Source organism: Streptomyces sp. NPDC037273, from assembly GCF_055603625.1.
In genome coordinates this window covers 192,687-212,809 of the sequence record NZ_JBVJVO010000014.1, presented here as the reverse complement: position 1 = coordinate 212,809, position 20,123 = coordinate 192,687, and the positions used below count along the sequence as shown (strand labels likewise).

Sequence of the window (20,123 nt, the reverse complement as noted above, 5' to 3'; positions counted from 1 at the left end):
GGGGTGGGGGGTGGGTGTGGTGGTGGGGGGGGGGGGGGGGGAGGGAGGGGGGGGGGGGGGGGTGGGGGGGGGGGGGGGAGGGGGGGGGGGGGGGGGGGGGGGGGGGCCCGCCCCCCCCCCCCCCCCCCCCCCCACCACCCCCCTGTACACCTCGATGGTCCGCGCGGCGGAAGCGCGCCAGCTCATCCCGCGCGCGTGCCGGACCGCCGCCTCCCCCATCGTCTCCACCACCTCCGGGTGCGCCGCCAGCCACCGCAGCCGGCGCGCGTACTCCACCGGGTCGTGACCGCGCACCAGCAGCCCCGTCACCCCGTCCCACACCGCCGTCGGCAGCCCGCCGACCGCCGCCGCGAGCACCGGCGTCCCGCACGCCTGCGCCTCCAGGGCCACCAGCCCGAACGACTCGCTCCGCGACGGCACCACCAGCACGTCCGCCGCCCGGTACCAGTCCGCCAGCCGCTCCTGCGGCACCGGAGGCGAGGGCCGCAGCACGTCCGTGACGCCCAGCTCCTCCGCCAGCCGCCACGCCGTCCCCTCGCGCGTCGCCCCCGAATGCCCGCCGATCACCGGCACCAGCAGCCTGCGCCGCAGCTCCGGCGCCTCGGCGAGCAGCTCGGCAATCGCCCGCACGAGCACGTCGGGGCCCTTCAGCGGCTGTATCCGCCCCGCGTACAGCGGCACGAAGGCGTCCGCCGGGAGACCGAGCCGCGCCCGGGCCGCCGCACGGCCGTCCGCGCGGTGGAAGGTCCGCAGATCGACCCCCGGCCGGACGACCTCGGTCCGCTCGCCCGGCGCCCCGTACAGCGCGCGGAGGGCCTCCGCCTCGTCGGCGGTGTTGGCGATCAGCCGGTCGGCGCTGCCCACCACCTGGTGTTCGCCGCGCACCCGCAGTTCCGGCTCGGGGGTGTCGCCCTCGGCCAGCGAGGCGTTCTTCACCCGGGCCAGGGTGTGGGCGGTGTGCACGAGCGGGATGCGCCAGCCGACCGAGGCGATCCGGCCCGCCTGCCCGGAGAGCCAGTAGTGCGAGTGCACCAGGTCGTAGCGCTGGTCCTCCTTGAGCAGGGCCAGCGAGAACGGCACGACCAGATCGGGCATGGCCTCCTTCGGCAGCGGCCCGCGCGGCCCGGCGTGCAGATGCCGGACCCGCACCCCCGGCGCCAACTCCACCAGCGGGGGCCGGCCTTCGCCCCGGCAGCGGGTGAACAGATCGACCTCGGCGCCCTGTTCGGCCAGGGCGCGGGAGAGTTCGACCATGTAGACGTTCATCCCGCCGGCGTCCCCCGTCCCTGGCTGGTGCAGCGGGGACGTGTGGACGCTGAGCATGGCGACGCGCAGGGACACGTGGAGCTCCTGTGGGAGTGGGGGGCCACGTGCCCCTGCGCGTCGCTCGCGCGCACGGTCACGCGGCAGGGTGGGAAGGGAGGGAGAGAGGTGCGGGCGGACATCGAACTAGCCGACTACTTAGTTGCTTAGTAGCAGAGGGCCGAAGGGGAAGGGATCAGAAGCCGAAGACCGGGCCCGACGGCGGCGCGAGCCGCGTCCCCGGCAGCGGGGCCGTCAGCGCCTGCCAGTCCACCGGCCGCCCCGGCTGCGCCTTCAGCGCCGCCGCGAGCCGGTCGGCGCCCTCCGGCATCACCGGCCGCGCCCACGCCGACAGCGCCGATGCCACCGCCAACTGGGCGGCAAGCGCCGGGAGGTGACGGCAGGAGGTACTCGGCCGGCACCGCTCGTGGGCGTTCACATGACCGAAGTCGGCCACCGAGCGGACCATCTCGTCGAGGACGGCGACCGCCCGCCGCGGATCGAAGGCGTCCGGGCCGTACGCCTCCCGCAGGTCGTCCACGCCCCGGTGCAGCCGCCGCTCCAGGACGTCCCAGCCGGTCCCGCCGGGCAGCGCCTGCGGGGCGAGCCCGGCGCACTCCTCCCGTACCGAGGAGAAGAGCCGGGAGAGCCAGCTGTTCCAGTTCTCGTCCAGCTCCTGGCGGGCCGCCGCGAGCCGCTCCCGCTGGAACACCGTCCGCCGGCCCAGCGGGCGGGCCTGCAGGACGTGGCGGCGCAGCGAGTCGGAGCCGTACTCGGTGAGCAGGTCGAGCGCCCAGGCGTTGCCCTCCTGGACGCCCTCCTCGATGACGTACGACTCGTTGACGTTGAAGTCCTGCGGCAGCTTCACGTCCTGCGCGAGCAGCAGCACCGGCAGCAGCACCGCGTGGCAGAAGGAGTGCCCGAAGCCGCAGAAGTGGATCGCCCGCCGGGGCAGCGGGCCCTTCGTGTCGTAGCCGAAGAGGTGCATCGCGGCGGCCTCGAAGCAGCCGTCGATCCGGTGGTCGGGGAACCCCTCGACCGGCACGGGCAGCCCCCACTCCGCCGGGTGTCCGACGGCGATGTCCGGCAGCCCGTCCTCGACCAGCGACTCGCACAGCGCCGCGAGCCGCGGCGGCAGCCCCGCCGTCGCCCAGTAGTCGGCCAGCGTGTCCCGGAACGGCTCCAGGGGCACGTAGAGGCGGCGGCAGCGGCGCGCCACCGCCGGGGTGCCGCAGAGCGCGCAGCGCGCCGAGATCAGGTCGCCGCCGTCGTTCGGCCGCGCGCACTCGTGGCACATCCCGCCGTCGCTGACCGCCCCGCAGTGCGGGCAGCTGCCCGTCGCGTGCGCCCCGTACAGCCAGCGGTCGCAGGGCTCGCAGTACGGGAGCAGCCGGGTGCGCGGGGCGATGACCCCCTGCGCGAACAGTCTGCCGAACAGGTCCTGCACCCAGCGCCCGTACCCCTTGTCGCGCCGGGGGCGGACGATGTGGTCGAACTCCACGCCCGAGCGCAGCCAGTCGGCGGTGATCGCGGCCCGGTAGCCCTCCGCGACCTCCTCGGGCTTGCGGTTGTGCCGCAGCGCCCGGACCTCGACCGAGCTCGCGTGGTCGGCCGTGCCGGTGGTGAACCGGACCGCCTCGCCCTCGGCCCGCAGGAAGCGGGTGAGGACGTCGGCGGCGACGTACGGCCCGGCGAGGTGGCCGATGTGGAGTTCGCCGTGGGTGGCGGGGGGAGTCGCGGTGATCCAGACGGGGGTGCTCATGGGACCTCCTTGACGCTGTCGTGCGGTGGGCTTCAGCGCGGTTCGAAATGGAAGGAGCGGATGAAACAGTCGCGGGGCTGCTCCACGGCGTAGACGATGCATTCGAAAAGGGCCTGGGTGGTGAGCTTCTCGTCCGGCGCTATCCCGTCCGGATTCGAGCCGTCCCATTCCGCGAATCGCGGGTCCGAGGTCGAGAAGTCCGGCGGGAACAGCGAGAACACCCGGACCCCGGAAGGCCGCAGCCGCCGCGACAGGATGTCCGCGAATCCCGCCTGGGCGCTCTTCGCCGCCCAGAACGCCTCGTGGGCCGCGCCCGCCGTCGCCGCCGAGGCGCCCTCGGCGTCCCGCACGGCCACCATGTTCACGATGTCCGGCCGCAGCGAGCCGCGCAGCAGCGGCAGGAAGTGCTTCACCATCAGCACCGTGCCGCCCGCCGTCGACTCGATCGTCTCCACGATCTCCGCGTCGCTGGCGGCCTCCAGGTCCATGCCGTCGAGCCAGCGGGCCCCGTTGTTCACCAACAGGTCGACGCGGTCGGTCCGTTCGCCCACCCGCGCGGCGAACTCCCTGATCTCGGCGGGCCTGCTGAGGTCGCAGCCGAAGGCGTGGATGCGGTCGCGGGCCGAACCCATGACCTCGGTACGGGTGCGCTCGGCCGCTTCGACCGTACGCGCCGACACATAGACCTCGGCGCCGAGATGCGCGAATCCGACGGCGAGCGCGCGACCGAAATAGCGGGACGCTCCGGTCACGACGACACGCAGATTCTCGAATTTCATCTGTGTCTGCTCTCCCCACGGATACCGATTGCCGGTCCATTTCAGCGTGGCAGAGGAACGACCTTCGGAGCCTGGCGAGAGCCCTGCGCGTTCACGCCGTTGCGTGGACACGCCACGGCACGTCCACGCGTTCCAGCACTTCGGCGCGCTTTCCGTGGACGCGCACCCGGTCCGCCGTCGCGGAGACCGTGACGGTGCCGGTGGGGGTGCGGACGGGCCCGGTCACCTCCGGTACGACGGTGCCCCGCAGGGCTCCCGCGGCGGCCAGCGCGGCGGCGCCGGTGACCGCGAGCCGCGGGTGCCAGCCGCCGACGGTCAGCGCCCGCACGGACAGCCCCTCCGGTCCGTCCGTGAACGCGGCGATCTTCGGCAGCGCGGAGCCCGGGGCGTGGCCCAGGATGCCGGCGGCCTCGGCCCGCAGCTCCGTCAGCCGCTCCCCGAGCCCCTCCTCCGGCAGGTGCCGGGTGTCCACGAAGACGTACGGGTTCCCGTACCTCACGAGCGACACGGGCACCCCGAGGAGGACGTCCACCGGCCGGCCCGTGGGCAGCGTCCCCGGTGCCGTCGGCGCCCTCAGGAAGCTCAGGGTGTACGTGTCCCCGCTCGGCTCGCACAGCACCCGGTCCCCCGTCGTGACCGACCGCACGGTCACGGGCCCCGGGCGCCCCTCCGCCACGACGCACGCCAGCATCGAGTGCCCGCACCCCGCCCGGAAGTCGAACCCCCCGCCCGGCAGCCCCTGGACGAACCGGTACGCGATCCCGCCCCCCGCCCACCCGTACACCGCGATCTTCCCCAGCCCCCCGTACGCCCCCCGCACCCCCGCCAGCTCCCGCCCGAGGCCCAGCGCCCCCGCGGGCAGCCGGTCGGCCCGGACCACGAGCGTCGGCCCGGGCGCCCCCTCGGCCATGACGACGGTGCCGCGAACGGTGCCGTGAGCGGTGCCGTCAGCAGTGCCGCGAGCAGTGCCGCGAACCGTGCGCGGCGGGTCAGGCGGCACAGCCGACGGGGATGCGGAGGGACTGGGTGACGTCGCTCCAGAGCTCGTGCAGGGCGATCGCCCACAGGGCCAGGGCGGCGGAGTCCGTGGGGTGGTCGAGGTGGCGGCGGAGGAGGTTCTGGACGCGGTCGGCGCGGAGCTTGCCACCGAGGACGAGACGGGCGGGCGAGAGGAGTTCGCGGACCGTTTCGAGGAGCGGCGTGCCGGGGGCGAGCATGGCCGCCACCGGGAGCGTGAAGGGCTGCTTGGGCCGCTGGAGGACGCCCGGCGGCAGCAGTTCGGCGCCCGCCTCGTACAGCGCCCGCTTGCCCGTGCGCGCCGCCGTGGGGAGTGCGCGGGCGTGGGTGACGACCGAGGGCTGGCAGAAGGGCATGCGGGCCTCGACGGCCCACGCCATGGAGAGGTGGTCGACGCGCCGCAGGTGGTAGGCGGGGAGGCGCCACCGGGTCTCGAAGGCGGTCATGGCGGTGAGCCGGCTCTCGCCGACGGCCTCGGCGGACCTGAGCTCCTGCTCGATGCGGTCGGCGGCGGAGCCCTGATCGGCGATGAACGCCCGGTAGCCGGCGGTGTAGAGGTGCTCGCGGAGCATCCGCGGCGCGGCGGACAGCGCGTCGGCGTACGCCCCGGCCCAGTCGGCGCCGGCGGGGGCCGCGAGCGCGGCGCGCATCCGGTCGTACCCGCCGAAGAGTTCGTCGGCGCCGTCGCCGGTGAGCGCGACGGTGAAGCCGTTCTCGCGGACGGCGCGGAAGAGGGCGTAGGTGGAGAGGGCGATGGGGTCGGCGTTCGGCTGGCCGAGGTGGCGGACGGTCCGGGTGAGCAGCGAGCCGATCTCGTCGGGGTCGACGGCGACCTCGTGGTGGACGGTACGGGCCCGGCGGGCGACGGACCGGGCGTACGCGGCCTCGGACCCGGGCCAGCGGCCCCGGTAGGTGAGGTGGAAGGTGTGCAGCGGCGGCGCGTCGGTCTCCCGCGCGTACTCGGCGGCGAGCGCGGTCACGAGGCCGGAGTCGAGGCCGCCGCTGGTGATGGCGCAGACGGGCACCTCGGCGTGGGCGAGCCGGCGGACCTCGTGCCGCAGGACGTCCTGCGTGTCGCCGGCGGGCTTCGCCCGGTGCGGGCCGCGGCGGCGCACGACGGGCGCGGCGCCGGGCAGGACGACGGCGGTCGCGCCGGGCGGCAGGACGCTGATGCCGTCGAGCGCGGTGTGGGCGGAGAAGGACGTACGGGTGGCGAGGACGGTGTCGAGGGAGTCCTCGCGCGGGGAGAGCCGTACCCCTTCGAAGGCGAGGAGCGCGGGGATCTCGGAGGCGAACCGGGTGGAGCCGTCGTACGGGTCGTGGTGCAGGTGGACCGGCTTCATGCCCATGTCGTCGACGGCGAGGACGAGCCGCGTGCTGCCGGGCCGCAGGTCGAGGACGGCGATCGCGAACATGCCGTCGAGGTGCTCGGCGAACGCCGGCCCGAACTCCGCGTACAGCGCGGGGATCACCGTGCCGTCGCACAGGTCGGGGAACCGGTGCCCGCGGCCGGCGAGCATGCGGCGCAGCTCGGCGTGGTTGTAGATCTCGCCGTTGAGCACGGCGAGGACGCCGGGCAGGTGCGGCAGCCGGTACGGCTGCTGCCCGCCGCAGGGGTCGGTCACGGCGAGCCGGTCGCAGCCGAGCGACCAGCCCGGTCCGCTGCGCACCTGGTGCTCGTCGGGTCCACCGTGCCGCTGGCGGCCCGAGACCGCCGCGAGCTCGGCGGGGTCCGGTCGGTCCGCCCCCGCGGCGAAGGAGCCGAGGATCCTGCACATACGGTCACCCTCCAAGCACGTCACTTCATCCGGATAACCCAATGATTTGAATCTACCAAGTTTTTGAATGGCGCGTAAGTGCCATGTCCAGTTCACGCCACGAGCCGGCCTTGCGACGCCCCCCACCACCCCAACAGGCTGGCCCCATGGAGGACTTCAACCGGACCGCCCCCGAATCCCTGCTGGTCGTCGCCGCGCACCCCGACGACATCGAGTTCTGCGTCAGCGGCACCGTCATGCAGTGGGTCGAACGCGGCACCCGCGTCACGTACTGCATCGTCACGGACGGCGGCGCCGGCGGTTACGACGAACAACTCCCCCGGCAGGCCATGGCGGACCTGCGCCGCGCCGAACAGGTCCACTCCGCCAAACTCAGCGGCGTCGCCGACGTCCGCTTCCTCGGCTACCCCGACAGCTTCGTCGAACCCTCCGTCGAACTGCGCCGCGACCTCTGCCGCGTCATACGCCAAGTACGCCCCCAGCGCGCCGTCATCCCCTCCCCCGAGATCAACTGGGCCCGCGCCGCCGACCTCCACCCCGACCACCGCGCCGTCGGCGACGCCTGCCTCCGCGCCGTCTACCCCGAAGCCCGCAACCCCTTCGCCCACCCCGGACTCCTCAAGGACGAAGGCCTCGAACCCTGGACCGTCCACGAGCTCTGGCTCATGACCGGCCCCACCCCCAACCAGTACGTCGACGTCACCCCCGTCTTCGACCGCAAGGTCGAAGCCCTCCGCATCCACACCTCCCAGACCGCCCACTTCGACGACCTCGCCGGCCTCCTCCGCACCTGGCTCGGCGAACACGCCACCGCCGGCGGCCTCCCCCCTGGCCGCATGGCCGAGGCCTTCCAGATCGTCCACATCGACTGACACCCGGGCCCCGCCGCCCCGCCGGCCCCCTGGCCGCCCCGACCGGCCTTGTCGGCACACCCGCCCCGTGAGACCGTCGACCGACGTCAATCACCGTCAACTCAGGGGGAGTTCACACCATGGCAGTCGAACCGATGGACGGCGACCGGGCGCTGATGACCCAGTACTCCCTGCCCTGGATCGAAGCGGACGAGGACCGCGCCGTCGACGCCGACGAACACCTCCGCGCCTACTCCTCGTCCCTCGACCACGACCGCGCCGACGCCACCAAAGCCGTCGAACGCCTCGTCTCCAGCGGCCGCGGCCAAGCCCTCAAGGCCCTCGGCGAACACTGGAAGCGCGTCAGGACCTGCTTCGACCGGACCAAGGGCGCCGCCGACGACATCACCCGCGAGATCCAGGCCCTCGGCGACACCATCGTCATCGGCAAGGACGCCGCGCAGGACATCCTCAACTACCTGCGGAACATGGCCCCCGAGGTCGGCACCCCCACCCCCGACGCCAAGACCCAGCGCCACATCGACGTCGCCCGCGACGACCTCGAGAACAACCTCAGCACCACCCTCGGCGACATCCGCGAAGGCGCCGGCCGCGCCCGCGCCTCCGAGAACGTCACCGCCGTCAAGACCGTGCCCACCACGCTCACCGGCCTCCTCGGCCGCGGCGTCGGCCGCGACCTCGAAGGTGGCGCGAGCGGCGGCATCGACGCCGGCGCCGGCATCGCCGGAGCCGCCGCCCCCGGCATCCAGGGCGGTGCCGCGATCACCGGCGCCACCGGCTCCTTCTCCGGCACCAACGCCATGAGCAGCTGGAGCGTCTTCGTCGACCACGACGAGCACAAGCGGGCCGCCGACGGCCTCGCCAAGGCCGCCGAGAACATCCGCGAGAAGACCACCACCACCCTCGCCCGCGCCCTCTACGACCTCGACGCCCTCTCCGCCAGCGGCTCCGTCGGCGCCGCCATCGCCACCGAGTACACCCCGCTCCTCCACGACCTCGACCTCGCCACCCGCGCCCTCGCCGACCACCTCGACGGCCCCCTCCGCGACATCGTCCGCGACATCTCCACCGACCAGCAGGACACCGACGACGACAACCGCGACCGCTTCGGCTTCTGGCCCCGCTGACCCCTGTGACCCGGCTCACAGGGAACGTCCCGCCTCCCCGCCCCCTCCCCCATGTGTCGGCCACCGACCGAGGAGACGAGGAGACAGCCATGACGGCCACCGAGGACGTTCGCGCGAGCCGGACGACCAGCCGGACGATCAGGGTGAGTACGGTGCTGCTCGCCGTCCTCGCCCTCGTCCACGTGTACTGGGCCACCGGCGCCACCTGGCCCGCCGCCGACGAGCGGACCCTGTCGCTCGCCGTCCTCGGCAGCGTCGTGCCCTTCGGCCCGCCCGTCGTCCTCCCCCTCGCCGTCCTCGAAGGCATCGCGAGCGCCGGCGTGTACGCGTACGGGCGCGGCGCCCGGAGCCGGCTCCCCCGCCTCGTCACCGGCGCCTTCGCCGCCGGCCTCCTCCTGCGCGGGGCCGCCGGTCTCGCCTGGGCCGCCCTCGGCAAGGACGGATCAGGCCCGGTGTTCCCCTGGCTGAACGCCCTCGTCCACACGCCCCTGTGCCTGGGGCTCGGCTGGGCGGTGGTCCGTGAGCTCCGCCGCTGACCCGGCCCGCGCACGGGGCATCGCGCTCGCACGGGCCGCCCGCCGCGGCGACACCCTCGCCCTGCACGACCTGCTCGACCACCTCACCCCGTACATCGCCCGCATCTGCCGCCCCATCGCCCTCGACGACGGCCCCGACGCCACCCAGGAGGCACTCGTCGCCGTCTTCACCCGCCTCCGCACCCTCCGCGACCCCGAAGCCCTCTACGGCTGGGTCCGCACCATCGCCGTGCGCGAGGCCGTACGCGCCTCCCGGCACCGCCCCGCCGAACTCTCCGACGTACCCGAACGCGGCGACCCCCAGCTCGCCACCGACATCGACGACGTCCTCGCCCGGCTCTCCCCCCACCACCGCGCCGTCCTCGTCCTCCGCGACATCGAAGGCCTCGACGAGGAATCCACCGCCGCCGCCCTCGGCGTCCCCACCGGCACCGCCAAATCCCGGCTCCACCGCGCCCGGCAGAGCTTCCGAAAGGCCTGGTTCGCATGACGGACGACGACACCACGCTCGACCACGTCCGACGCCTCCGCGTCATGGTCGCCGGCGTCCGCGGCGCCCGCCTCGTCGAGCACGTACTCCCCGCCGAACTCCCCGCCGTCTGGGCCGTGATGGGCGACCTGGAGGGCGGCTTCGGCCGCTTCCAGCCCGACATGCGCTCGGTCCGCGTCCTCCGCACCGACGGCGACCGCGTCGAAGCCCTCGCCCGAAGCCGGTACGGCCCCCGGGCCCGCCTCCACGGCGTCCTCCGTCCCGGCTGGTGCTGGCTCCAGAGCCGGTTCCTCCTCATCGGCATGGCCGCCGCGCCCGAAGGCGAAGGCTCCACCCGTGTCGCCCTCACCGGCGGCGTACGCGTCCCCGGCCGCGCCGCCCTCGTCCCCTTCGGCGCCCGCCGCGAACTGGAGGAGGCGATGGAGCGGCTCGGGCACCTGGTCACCCCGCACGAGCGGCGGCCATGACCCGACCTCAGCCCTCCTCCCCCGCCCTCTCCCCCATGCCCATCACCGCCAGAACAGGTGGTGCGTCACCGCCCCACTCGGGCTGGGCACGACCTCATGCCGGAACCGGTCGTCCAGCTCCTCCGGGGACTCCCACAGCCGCGCCCCCGACCCCAGCTCCACCGGCGACACCGCCACATGCAGCGCATCGACCAAGCCGGCGTCGAGGAACTCCCTGATCGTCGTCGCCCCGCCCCCCAGCCGGACGTCCTTGCCCCCCGACGCCTCCCGCGCCCTCGCGAGGACCTCGGCCGGCTCGCCGTCCACGAAGTGGAACGTCGTCTCCCCCAGCGCGAACGACGGCCTCGGATGGTGCGTCATCACGAACACCGGCGTACGGAACGGCGGCTCCTCCCCCCACCACCCCTTCCACTCCTCGTCCACCCACGGCCCCCGCTGCGGCCCGAACTTGTTCCGCCCCATGATCTCCGCGCCGATGTTCCGCGCGAAGTCCCTCGTGAAGTAGTCGTCGAGCCCCCTGCTCCCGCCGGGCTCCGTCCGCATCGGCCAGCTCGCCGTCGCCCCCGCCCACGAGAACATCGCCCCCGGGTCCGCATGCCCGAACGGCCGCTCCAGGCTCTGCCCCACCCCCGCCCCGAACCCGTCGCTCGACACGTTGAAGTTCATGACCCTCAACAACTGCTCCACGCCACTCCTCCTCCTGCCCGGCCCTGACCGTCCGACCACGGTGATACCGCGCCGCCGGCGCCTCCCCAGCCAAGACTCTCCGAGCACCCCGAACTCATCGCTCACCCCGGGCAGCCGGACCCCTGCCTACGATCGCCGCATGACCACTTCGCGCACCTCGCCCCTGTCCCTGTGGTCCCGGGACTCGTTCCTGTCCATCGGCTCCGTCGGCTCGACCCTCTCCATCGGCTCCGTCGGCTCCTTCCTCTCCGTGGGCTCCGTCGGCTCCGCCCTCTCCCTCGGCTCCGTCGGCTCCTGGGCGAGCGCCGGCTCCCTCCTCTCCGCCCGCTCCACCCTCTCCGTCCTCTCCTACCGCTCCCACCGCCGCCTCCTCGCCACCGGCGCCGCCCTCACCCTCGCCGCCGCCGTCACCCTCACCTGCCGCCGCACCCCCTGAAAACACGTCCGGCCTCCCCCGTCCATGACGGGAGAGGCCGGACACGGCTTGGACCGTGGCGGTGGCGGTGGCGCCGGTCGGGGCCGGCGAGCGTCGCGGCGGTGATGCGGCCACGTGATCAGAGGGTTTCGGCTACGCCCGGCGTCAGCAGGCGCAGGCGGCCCGTGAGGTCGGGGGTCGTGAAGGCCTCGGTGATGCGGGCGGGGTCCTCGGAGAGGTGGTCCCAGGAGTCGAAGTGGAGGGGGATGACGGTGCGGGCGCCGAGGGTGCGGGCCAGGGCCGCGCCGTCGGCGGCGCTCATGGAGAAGGCGCGGTCGCCGGTGGTGGGGAAGTGGGCGTCGCCGAGGTGGAGGAAGGCGGTGTCGAGGGCGAACCGGGCGCCGATCTCGGCGAGTGCGTCGTGGCGGACGGTGTCGCCGGAGACGTACAGGGCCCTTCCGTCGTGCTCGATGACGAAGCCGGTCACGGGGCCGGTGACGTGCTCGGTGCCTTCGGGTCCGTGTCGGGCGGGCGTCGCCGTGACGGTGACGGTGGCCGTTCCGGCGGTGACGGTACGGCTCTGCCAGGGCGTGAGGCCCTCGACGAGGCCCTTCACCTGACCGTCGTCGAGGAGGCGTTCGGCCGCTTCGGGTGTGGTGAGCACCGTTCCGGCCCGGGCGAGGACCTCGCGGCCGGCGAGGTCGAGGTTGTCGAAGTGCTGGTCGTGGGAGAGGAGGACGAGGTCGACCGGCGGCAGTCGGTCGGGGGGCAGGGCGGGGCCGGCGGTGCGGTGGAGCGGCCGGGCTCCGGGGTAGTCGGCGGGGGCCTCGTCGAAGGCGGGGTCGGTGAGGACGGTGAGGTCACCGAGGCGGAGCAGCACCGTCGCGGTCCCTATGTAGGTGACGGTGGCGGGCGGGCTGCCGGTCACGCGGCCGCCGCCTTCGCGGCGATCTTGGAGCCGAGGGCGGTGAGGAGGTCCTGGAGGAGCGCGATGGTGGTCTCGTCGGTGAGGTTGCCGGCGGTGTCGAAGCGGTCGTAGGAGTGGAGGACGTGGAGTTCGGGCTTGGTGACGACGTCGTTGTCGGTGCAGATGAGGATCTGGCGGAGGGCGAGCTGGGCGCGGACGGTGCCGAAGTTGCCGGGGCCGGCGCCGAGGATGGCGGTGGGCTTGTGGCGGAGGGGGAGGCCTTCGGTGCGGGTCCAGTCGGTGCTGAGCCAGTCGAGGGCGTTCTTGAGGGCGCCGGGGACGGAGTAGTTGAACTCCGGGGTGGCGATGAGGAGGCCGGCGGAGTCGGCGACGCGGCGGCGGAGGTCGCTGACGGCGGCGGGGCGGAGCTCGGGGGTGTCGAGGTCCTGGTCGTAGGCGGGGAGTTCGCGCAGGCCCTCGTAGATCTCGATCTCGTGCGGGCCGGGGTTGAACTTCTGTGCGGCGCGCAGCAGTTGCGTGTTGTGCGAGTCGGCGCGGAGCGAGCCGGAGATGGCGAGGATCGTGGACGCGGTCATGGGAACCCCCCAGTTCGTCGGGTGAGCCGGCGGGTGCCGGGCTCGACAGCCATGAAGCTAAACCGGTCGGTTCAGTCTGTCAACCAAACAGTTCAGTCTTGACAGTGAACTGAATGGTGTAGTTCATTCGATGCATGGCCTCTCACCCGATCGCGCCCACGACCGTCGCCTCCGGGCGTTCCGTCTCCCGCGTCACCCGCCCCCTCCTCACGCACGAAGGCGCGGGCTTCCCCGTCCGCCGCCCGTTCCCCACCGAGGAACTCCCCTTCGTCGACCCGTTCCTGATGGTCGATCAGGTCGGGCCGCTCGACCTGGGTCCTGGCGAGGCGAAGGGCGCCTTCCCGCACCCGCACCGGGGTTTCGAGACGATCCAGTACGTGATCGAGGGGGCCGTCGCGAACGCCGACTCGCGCGGTCACCGGGCCGTCATCCGCTCCGGCGGCGTCCAGTGGCTGACGGCGGGTTCCGGGATCGTGCACGAGGCCCTGCCCACCGAGGAGTTCCTCGCCTCGGGCGGCCGGCAGCACATGCTGCAGATCTGGCTGAACCTCCCGGCCCGCCTCAAGGGCGTCCCGCCGCACAGCCAGAACGCCGAGGCCGCCGACCTCCCCGTCGCCACCACCCCCGACGGCTCCACCCTCACCGTCCTCGCCGGCACCACCCACGGCGTCACGGGCCCGTTCGCGACCCGCACCCCCGCCCTCGTCGTCCACGGACGCCTCACCCCCGGCGGCGGCGCCGACTTCACCGTCCCCACCGGCCACAACGCGATGGTGTACGTCCTCCAGGGCGCGGCCACCGTCGCCGGAACCGCCCTCCCCGACGGCCACCTCGCGATCCTGGCCCGCGACGGCGAACGGTTCGGGGTGGAGGCGGCCCAGGACACCGGCGCCGCCGAAGTGCTCGTCCTCGCCGGTGAGCCCATCGGCGAACCGGTCGCCCGCAGCGGCCCGTTCGTGATGAACACCTCCGCCGAACTCCGCGAGGCGGAAAGGGACTTCAGGAACGGTCTGATGGGGCGGATGCCGGCATGACCGCCCTTTCGACGCCCGCGCGCGGCGCCGCCGAGCGGCCCGGCCGCGAGCCCGGTGCCGGTACCGGGTTACTGCTCGCCGCGCTCGCCGCACCGGCGGCGATGGGCGTGTCGGGACCGAGCCTCGCGCTGCCGGAGGCCGCGCGGGAGCTGGCCGTGTCGCCGGCGTCGGCGGCCTGGCTGATGACGGCGTTCGGGATCGGCATGGCGGCCGGGACGCCGCTCCTGTCGGCGACGGCGGGCCGGCGGCACGGGCCCGCCGGTGTCATCCGGGCGGCTGCCGTCCTCGTCGTCCTCGGCGCCCTGCTCGTCGTCCTGGCCCCCACCCTTCCCCTCGCGGTCGCCGGCCGGGCCCTGGAGGCGGCGGGCGCCGCCGGCCTCAACGTCGCCGCCTTCCAGCTCGCCGGCCGCGACGCGACCGGCCGCACCCCCGGCATCGTCGCCATCGGCAGCGCGGCCGGCGGCACGATCGGCCTCTTCGCCGGCGCGGCCGTCGCCGGTGCCATCGACTGGCGCGCCGCCCTCGTCCTCCCCCTCCTCAGCCTCCTCGCTCTCCTCCCGGCCCTCCGCCTGGCGCACCAGGGTCACGCCGGCCCGGTGATCCCGAGCCGCCCCCCGCACCACACCCCCCGCGACAAGCCCCACGCCCACCGCGCGGGCCTCCTCCCCCTCGACATCCTCCGCAGCCGCCGCTTCCTCTCCGCCGCCGGCCTCATGCTCGCCGTCTCCACGGTCAACTTCGCCCTGATGTACGCGGCTCCGCGCCGCGTCGCCGCCCTCACCGGCTGGGGTTCCGTGGAGACGGGCGCGGCGGCCTCCCTCGCGGCCCTCGCGGGGGCCCTGATGTCGTGGCTGCTGATCCGCTCGGCGCTGGTCCTGGGTGCGCGGCGGGTCCGCGTACTCCTGGCACTCGGATCGGCCGGCGCCCTCGCGCTCGCGGTGACCGCGCCCTGGGCGGCGGCCGTGCTCATCGGTTCGGGAACGAGCGCGCTCGTCACCGCCGGCGGCCAGGGCCTCCTCACCGGCGCCGCGACCAGCGGCCTCCCGCCCGCGCGCCACGGCCTGGCGATCAGCCTCTTCAACCTGGCGTTCCTGACGGGGGTGGCGGCGGGACCGGCGCTCGCGGCCCTGGCCACCTCCTGAAAGCGGCACCCATGCAGGGCGACCTTTGCAGACCAAACCGTTCAGTTCATATACTGGCGGTTCCCCATCACCCCTCGTAAGGACACCCCATGGGAGCCGGAGCCGACACCCAGGACGCCACCGACGAGTACGGCATCCCGATCATCCCGGACCCCGCCGACGCGGCCTCGCGGAAGCGCCAGGCGATCATCGACGCGGCGCTGGCCGAGTTCCTCGCCGAGGGGTACTCGGCGGCGTCGATGGACTCGATCACCCGGAACTCGGGCGTCTCGAAGGCGACGATCTACAAGCACTTCGGCAGCAAGGAACGCCTGTTCCTCGCGGTCATCGGAGGCGTACTGCCGAAGACCTACGCGGACCTGGAGCCGTCGAACTCCACGATCGCGGACGCGCCCGACCTGCGGGCCGCGCTGATCAGGCTCACGACGGACTGGGCGCGGATCCTGCTGCGGCCGGACATCATGTCGCTGCGGCGGCTCGTGATCGGCGAGATAGACCGTTTCCCGCAGCTGGGACAGCTCTGGTACCGCGTGAGCTACGACATGAACAACGGCCCGCTGGTCGAGGCCTTCACCGAGCTGAACGCGCGGGGGACGCTGGACGCGCCCGACCCCGCGCTCGCGGTGCAGCAGCTCGTGGCGGCGACCCTGGGGGTGCCGCAGCTGGTGCGTACCTTCTCGCCGGACGCCGAGATCGACGACGCCGAGCTGACGCGCGTGATCAGCTCGGGAGTGGATCTGTTCCTGGCCCGGTACGCGCGTTCCTGACGCTCCGCACCCAGGCCCACAGCAGCAGCGCCGACGCCCAGCCCCCGGTCGTCAGGAGCTGGGTGCGGCTGGCGGCGTCGCCCAGCATGAACAGCAGGACGGCGCCGACGCCCCCGAGCGCGAGCACCGACCGTACGGACGGCCCGTGCAGCCGCAGGTGCGACGCGGCGATCAGCGCCCAGACGAGCAGGATCGCCGCGCCGATCGAGTTCAGCAGGAACGGGAAGACCGTCCGCGGCCACAACAGGCTCAGCACCACCGAGACGAAGCCGAACGCGGCGGACGCGAGCACGGCGGCGTACGGGACACCGGCACGCAGCCGACCGAGCGCGCGGGGCGCGTCCCCGCGCCCCACCAGGGCGTACAGCATGCGCGAGGAGCCGTAGATGTTGGCGTTCATCGCCGACAGGAGCGCGACGAGCACCACGGCCTTCATGAGGTCGCCCGCCCCCGGCACGCCGATGCCGTCCATGACGGCGGCGTACGGACCGTCGGCGACGCCCGGCGCGTTCCACGGGACCAGCGTGACGATCACGGCCATCGAGCCCAGGTAGCAGACGGCCACCCGCCACATGACCGTACGGACCCCGGCGCGCACCGCGCGGACCGGATCCTCGGACTCCGCCGCCGCGATCGTCACCGTCTCCAGACCCCCGAACGCGAACACGGCCGCCACCATGCCGACCGCCACGCCGTGCCACCCGTGCGGCAGGAACCCGCCCGCGCCCGTCAGGTGATCCACACCCGGCGACGGCTGTCCGGGGAACAGGCCCGCGACCACCACGACCCCGAGCACCAGGAACCCGCCGATCGCGGCGATCTTCAACCCCGCGAACCAGAACTCCAGCTCACCGAAGTTCCGCACCCCGGCCAGGTTGCTGACGGTGAACACGCTCATGAACAGCGCGACCCACGCCCACCCCGGCACCCCCGGCACCCAGCCGCCCACGATGTGCGCGGCCCCCACCGCCTCCGCCGCCACGCTCACCACGAGCAGCGCCCAGTACATCCACCCCGCCAGCAGCCCCGCCCACGGCCCGAAAGCCCGCCGCGCATGCTCCGCGAACGACCCCGTCACCGGCCGCGCCGCCGACATCTCCCCCAACATCCGCATCACCAGCATCGTCAGCACCCCGGCCGCCGCATACGCGACCAGAATCCCCGGCCCCGCCGCCGCGATCCCGAACCCCGACCCCACGAACAGCCCCGCCCCGATCGCCCCGCCCATCGCGATCATCGCCAGATGCCGCTGCCGCAGCCCCGCCCCCAACACGCTCCCCGCCACCGCTTCCCCCGAACATCCCACTCCGCCCAGACCATTTCCGGACGACCAGCGCAGGAGCCTGACGCCTCCCCCCTGCCGTGAGCAAGCCGCTTCCGGACCTTGAGACATCCCGAGAAGGGCGGAACCCCCCGGCCGTCCGGCGGCATTGAGCGTCTGTTGGTGCGCCGTTGGTGGCTGGCGGAAAACTGACGTCGGTTGCCCCGGTACGGGGGTCCCGGGCAGCCACCACGCCGACGCCCCTCAGAAAACGAGGAACCACCCGTGAAGTCCAAGACGCTCAAGAAGCCGCTGGCCCGACTCGGATTCATCGCCGCGAGCACCGCACTCGCCGTGGGCGCGTGGGCCGCTCCCGCCCAGGCCCACCCCTGGGCCCAGTGGATCGGCTACGGCCAGCCGAACGACCGGATCGGCGTGAAGTGCTTCCAGGACCTCTTCAACGACGTCTGGTGGTCGACCGGTTACCACCCCATCGCCGAGGACGGCGTCTTCGGCCCGGACACCAACGGCGCCATCAAGGCCTTCCAGCACTGGGTGCGCCTTCCCGAGGACGGAATCGTCGGGCCGAACACGGGCTCCGCCCTCCTCGCCGTGACCGACTGGAGCGACGGCAGCAGCGCCAAGGGCTGCGACTACTACATCCCCAGCAACTAGCGCTCCACCGAGGTCCCCGGCTGCCCCGGTACGGGGGTCCAGGGCAGCCACCACGCCGACGCCCTTCAGGAAACGAGGAATCACCAGTGAAGTCCAAGACACTCAAGAAGCCGCTGGCCCGGCTCGGGTTCGTCGCCGCGAGTGCCGCGCTCGCCGTGGGCGCGATGGTCGCCCCGGCCCAGGCCAACCCGTCCGCGCCGTGGATCGGTTCCGGCCAGGCGAACACGTACAACGGCGTGCGCTGCTTCCAGCACCTCTTCAACGAGCTGCAGGGCTCGATCGGTTACCACCGGATCGCCGAGGACGGCGCCTACGGCCCGGACACCGCCGGCGCCATCAGGGCCTTCCAGAACTGGGACCGCATTCCCGTCGACGGCATCGTCGGCCCGCAGACCGGCAGCGACCTGCTCATCGCCACCTACGGCGGCGGCGACTGCGCGCCCTACATCCCCAGCCGCTACTGAGCCCTCCGCTCCACACGACAGATCCACACGAAAGAGAGTCAACCGTGCGTTCGACGACGCGGAAGTTCGCCACGCTCGGCGGGGCCGTCGCCCTCGCCGCCTCCGGCCTCGTGGGAGTCGCCTCCCCCGCCTCGGCGGCCACCAGCTGCTACGCCAGCAGCTGCAACGGCCTCGACCCCAGCACCACCACCTGCCAGAACGACGCCCGCACCGTCTCCACCGGCTTCACCGGCATCGAGCTGCGCTACAGCCCCAGCTGCCGCTCCGCCTGGGCCCGGAAGCAGAACAACGGGTCCGTCACCTCGTGGATCACGGTCGTCAACACCAACTACGACCAGTACCAGGCGACGATCGACCCCTGGGGCGGCGGCTGGACCCGCATGGTGAACGACGCCGGCATCACCGCCCGTGCGGCCGAGACCCTCAACGGCGGCGGCTCCTCCATGACCGGCTGGTACTGACAGCCGGATCCGACGGCGGTCGCCCAGCCACGGGGATCCGGGGCAGGCGACCGCCACCCACACGAAAGGAGACGACCGTGCGCTCGACGACACGGAAGCTCGCCACGCTCGGCGGAGCCGTCGCCCTCGCCGCCTCCGGCCTCGTGGGAGTCGCCTCCCCCGCCTCGGCGGCCACCAGCTGCTACGCGAGCAGCTGCAACGGCCTCGACCCCAGCACCACCACCTGCCAGAACGACGCCCGCACCGTCTCCACCGGCTGGACGGGCGTGGAACTGCGCTACAGCCCCAGCTGCCGTGCCGCCTGGGCCCGGAAGCAGAACAACGGGTCCGTCACGTCGTACATCGGTGTCATCAACACCAACTTCGACTTCTACCAGACGACGGTCAGACCCTGGGGCAACGGCTGGACCCGCATGGTGAACGACGCGGGCATCACCTCCCAGGCCACCGAGGCCCTGGACGGCGGCGACTCTTCCAACACCGCCTGGTACTGACAGCCAGACCGTGACGTCGGAGTCCAGGGCGTCGGCGCACGGGAACCACGGCACGGGACGGCGTCCGGGAGCCACAGCTCCCGGGCGCCGTCGGCGTCACACCACACCAGGCTCCGTCACACCACCAGACCCACCGCGAGCACCGCGATCAGCCCGCTCGACGCCACCGCCGTCGCGAGCCGCCCCCGCGGGCCCGTCAGGACCCGGCCGAGGAGGGTGCCGCCCGTGGAGAGCAGCAGCTGCCAGCTGACCGAGGCCGCGAGCGCGGCGAGGACGAAGACGGCGCCTTCGGCGAAGGTGGAGGAGGCCGCCGGGCCCCGGGCGAGGATCAGGGCGGCGAAGTAGATCACCGTCATCGGGTTGAGCACCGTGATGCCCAGGAAGGCCAGAAAGGCCCGCACCGGCGTCAGCGGGCCGTCCGCCCCCTCCCGCGTCGGGACCGAGCGCGCCCGGTAGGCCCGTACCGCCGTCCACACGGCCCGCACCGCGAGCCCCACGAGCACCACCGCCGAGACCCACCGCAGCGGGGTCGTCACCGGGGCGATGACCGGCACCAGGGCCGCACCGCCGAGCACCGCGACCAGCGCGTACAGCCCGTCCGCCGTGGCGATGCCCAGCGCCGCGCCCACACCCGTACGCCACGGGGAGCGCGCCGCGACCGCCACCAGATGGGCGCCGACGGCCCCGACCGGTACGGCGATCCCGTACCCGGCCAACAGCCCGGCCACCACCGTGCCGCCCATCACGCGACGGCGGGAATCGCGCCTCCGGGAGAGCCGGCCTGCTGCTGTCGGCGGTAGTCCGCCCCGTCCTTCGTACGGGCCAGGAACCCGCCCACCACCAGATACCGCCGCAACGCCGAGAAGTCCTCGTGCACCGCGCTCAGCGCCTCGTTGACCTCGGGCTCCCGGTACGTCCGGTCCACCTCGAACAACGTCTCCGCCAGATGCGCGAGCAGCGCCTCCCTGCGCGCGGGCTTACGCGGGATCGCCTTCAGTCGCCCGTCTGCGGCGAACAGATCCGCGACGGGCCGGGGGAAAAGATGACTGGTCATGCCGAGAGCGTGGCGCCCCGCCACCCCACCCCGCAA

General features: G+C 73.5%; 24 protein-coding genes. 13 read left to right on the top strand and 11 right to left on the bottom strand.

The annotated features are described in order from the left end of the window. From mshA to asnB, 5 genes are all read right to left on the bottom strand, one after another. The coding region (gene mshA / locus ACZ7G1_RS30745; RefSeq protein WP_471204312.1) for a D-inositol-3-phosphate glycosyltransferase at positions 1-1,323 on the bottom strand (1,323 nt) is incomplete at its 3' end. A 175-nt stretch (positions 1,324-1,498) separates the two neighbouring features. Beyond that, on the bottom strand, positions 1,499-3,064 hold the full coding sequence (locus tag ACZ7G1_RS30740) for a class I tRNA ligase family protein (protein WP_470878943.1): 1,566 nt from the start codon (positions 3,062-3,064) through the stop codon (positions 1,499-1,501). Positions 3,065-3,096: 32 nt separating this feature from the next. After that, the gene (locus ACZ7G1_RS30735; protein WP_086832434.1) at positions 3,097-3,843 is read right to left on the bottom strand and encodes an SDR family oxidoreductase; all 747 of its coding nucleotides are present in this window, start codon (positions 3,841-3,843) and stop codon (positions 3,097-3,099) included. A gap of 91 nt (positions 3,844-3,934) precedes the next feature. Next, on the bottom strand, positions 3,935-4,753 hold the full coding sequence (locus ACZ7G1_RS30730; RefSeq protein ID WP_470878941.1) for a hypothetical protein: 819 nt from the start codon (positions 4,751-4,753) through the stop codon (positions 3,935-3,937). A gap of 79 nt (positions 4,754-4,832) precedes the next feature. Next, positions 4,833-6,638, bottom strand: a complete 1,806-nt coding sequence (asnB, locus tag ACZ7G1_RS30725; RefSeq protein WP_470878939.1) for an asparagine synthase (glutamine-hydrolyzing) — start codon at positions 6,636-6,638, stop codon at positions 4,833-4,835. 146 nt (positions 6,639-6,784) lie between these two features. Here asnB and ACZ7G1_RS30720 point away from each other — a divergent pair, with 146 nt between their 5' ends. From ACZ7G1_RS30720 to ACZ7G1_RS30700, 5 genes are all read left to right on the top strand, one after another. Next, complete coding sequence (locus tag ACZ7G1_RS30720) at positions 6,785-7,510, top strand: PIG-L deacetylase family protein (RefSeq protein WP_470878937.1); 726 nt, start codon at positions 6,785-6,787, stop codon at positions 7,508-7,510. A gap of 119 nt (positions 7,511-7,629) precedes the next feature. Further along, positions 7,630-8,637, top strand: coding sequence for a hypothetical protein (locus ACZ7G1_RS30715; protein ID WP_470878936.1), 1,008 nt, complete (start codon positions 7,630-7,632; stop codon positions 8,635-8,637). 89 nt (positions 8,638-8,726) lie between these two features. After that, entirely contained in the window at positions 8,727-9,173 is a 447-nt protein-coding gene (locus tag ACZ7G1_RS30710; RefSeq protein ID WP_470878934.1) for a DUF3995 domain-containing protein, read from the top strand. Beyond that, on the top strand, positions 9,157-9,663 hold the full coding sequence (locus tag ACZ7G1_RS30705; RefSeq protein WP_470878932.1) for an RNA polymerase sigma factor: 507 nt from the start codon (positions 9,157-9,159) through the stop codon (positions 9,661-9,663). The genes ACZ7G1_RS30710 and ACZ7G1_RS30705 overlap by 17 nt, the downstream gene beginning before the upstream one ends. After that, positions 9,660-10,130, top strand: a complete 471-nt coding sequence (locus ACZ7G1_RS30700; protein ID WP_470878930.1) for a hypothetical protein — start codon at positions 9,660-9,662, stop codon at positions 10,128-10,130. Before ACZ7G1_RS30705 ends, ACZ7G1_RS30700 begins: the two co-directional genes overlap by 4 nt. A 42-nt stretch (positions 10,131-10,172) precedes the next feature. Here the strand turns inward: ACZ7G1_RS30700 and ACZ7G1_RS30695 are convergent, their stop codons facing one another. After that, positions 10,173-10,817, bottom strand: coding sequence for a dihydrofolate reductase family protein (locus tag ACZ7G1_RS30695; protein WP_470878952.1), 645 nt, complete (start codon positions 10,815-10,817; stop codon positions 10,173-10,175). Positions 10,818-10,956: 139 nt separating this feature from the next. On the opposite strand from ACZ7G1_RS30695, the gene ACZ7G1_RS30690 reads away from it, so the two are divergent. Further along, complete coding sequence (locus tag ACZ7G1_RS30690; protein ID WP_470878928.1) at positions 10,957-11,253, top strand: hypothetical protein; 297 nt, start codon at positions 10,957-10,959, stop codon at positions 11,251-11,253. Between the two features lie 118 nt (positions 11,254-11,371). On the opposite strand, the gene ACZ7G1_RS30685 is transcribed toward ACZ7G1_RS30690, so the two are convergent. Together ACZ7G1_RS30685 and ACZ7G1_RS30680 are read right to left on the bottom strand one after the other, a co-directional pair. Continuing rightward, complete coding sequence (locus ACZ7G1_RS30685; RefSeq protein ID WP_470878927.1) at positions 11,372-12,160, bottom strand: MBL fold metallo-hydrolase; 789 nt, start codon at positions 12,158-12,160, stop codon at positions 11,372-11,374. After that, positions 12,157-12,735 carry an NADPH-dependent FMN reductase gene (locus ACZ7G1_RS30680; RefSeq protein ID WP_470878925.1) on the bottom strand — a complete coding sequence of 193 codons (579 nt, stop codon included), beginning with the start codon at positions 12,733-12,735 and terminating at the stop codon, positions 12,157-12,159. Before ACZ7G1_RS30680 ends, ACZ7G1_RS30685 begins: the two co-directional genes overlap by 4 nt. Before the next feature lie 134 nt (positions 12,736-12,869). On the opposite strand from ACZ7G1_RS30680, the gene ACZ7G1_RS30675 reads away from it, so the two are divergent. The 3 genes from ACZ7G1_RS30675 (at position 12,870) to ACZ7G1_RS30665 (ending at position 15,678) form a co-directional block, all read left to right on the top strand. After that, the gene (locus ACZ7G1_RS30675; protein WP_470878923.1) at positions 12,870-13,769 is read left to right on the top strand and encodes a pirin family protein; all 900 of its coding nucleotides are present in this window, start codon (positions 12,870-12,872) and stop codon (positions 13,767-13,769) included. Continuing rightward, on the top strand, positions 13,766-14,911 hold the full coding sequence (locus ACZ7G1_RS30670; protein WP_470878921.1) for an MFS transporter: 1,146 nt from the start codon (positions 13,766-13,768) through the stop codon (positions 14,909-14,911). Before ACZ7G1_RS30675 ends, ACZ7G1_RS30670 begins: the two co-directional genes overlap by 4 nt. Positions 14,912-15,000: 89 nt before the next feature. Then, complete coding sequence (locus tag ACZ7G1_RS30665) at positions 15,001-15,678, top strand: TetR/AcrR family transcriptional regulator (protein WP_470878919.1); 678 nt, start codon at positions 15,001-15,003, stop codon at positions 15,676-15,678. Here ACZ7G1_RS30665 and ACZ7G1_RS30660 read toward each other — a convergent pair. Then, positions 15,632-16,915: an amino acid permease gene (locus ACZ7G1_RS30660; RefSeq protein ID WP_470878951.1), complete on the bottom strand. Its 1,284-nt coding sequence runs from the start codon at positions 16,913-16,915 to the stop codon at positions 15,632-15,634. The genes ACZ7G1_RS30665 and ACZ7G1_RS30660 overlap by 47 nt on opposite strands. Before the next feature lie 309 nt (positions 16,916-17,224). Between ACZ7G1_RS30660 and ACZ7G1_RS30655 the strand changes: the two genes are divergently transcribed. The 4 genes from ACZ7G1_RS30655 (at position 17,225) to ACZ7G1_RS30640 (ending at position 19,033) form a co-directional block, all read left to right on the top strand. Beyond that, complete coding sequence (locus ACZ7G1_RS30655; RefSeq protein ID WP_470878917.1) at positions 17,225-17,614, top strand: peptidoglycan-binding domain-containing protein; 390 nt, start codon at positions 17,225-17,227, stop codon at positions 17,612-17,614. A gap of 86 nt (positions 17,615-17,700) precedes the next feature. Then, a complete protein-coding gene (locus tag ACZ7G1_RS30650; protein WP_470878915.1) occupies positions 17,701-18,078 on the top strand; it encodes a peptidoglycan-binding domain-containing protein in 378 nt (125 codons plus the stop codon). Positions 18,079-18,122: 44 nt separating this feature from the next. Next, positions 18,123-18,539 (top strand): DUF2690 domain-containing protein, encoded by a 417-nt coding sequence (locus ACZ7G1_RS30645; RefSeq protein WP_470878914.1) that lies wholly within the window; start codon positions 18,123-18,125, stop codon positions 18,537-18,539. Between the two features lie 77 nt (positions 18,540-18,616). Then, complete coding sequence (locus tag ACZ7G1_RS30640; RefSeq protein WP_470878912.1) at positions 18,617-19,033, top strand: DUF2690 domain-containing protein; 417 nt, start codon at positions 18,617-18,619, stop codon at positions 19,031-19,033. Positions 19,034-19,149: 116 nt separating this feature from the next. On the opposite strand, the gene ACZ7G1_RS30635 is transcribed toward ACZ7G1_RS30640, so the two are convergent. Continuing rightward, a complete protein-coding gene (locus ACZ7G1_RS30635) occupies positions 19,150-19,776 on the bottom strand; it encodes a LysE family transporter (protein ID WP_470878910.1) in 627 nt (208 codons plus the stop codon). Next, positions 19,776-20,087 (bottom strand): DUF2087 domain-containing protein, encoded by a 312-nt coding sequence (locus tag ACZ7G1_RS30630; protein ID WP_470878908.1) that lies wholly within the window; start codon positions 20,085-20,087, stop codon positions 19,776-19,778. The genes ACZ7G1_RS30635 and ACZ7G1_RS30630 overlap by 1 nt, the downstream gene beginning before the upstream one ends. Positions 20,088-20,123: the final 36 nt, after the last annotated feature.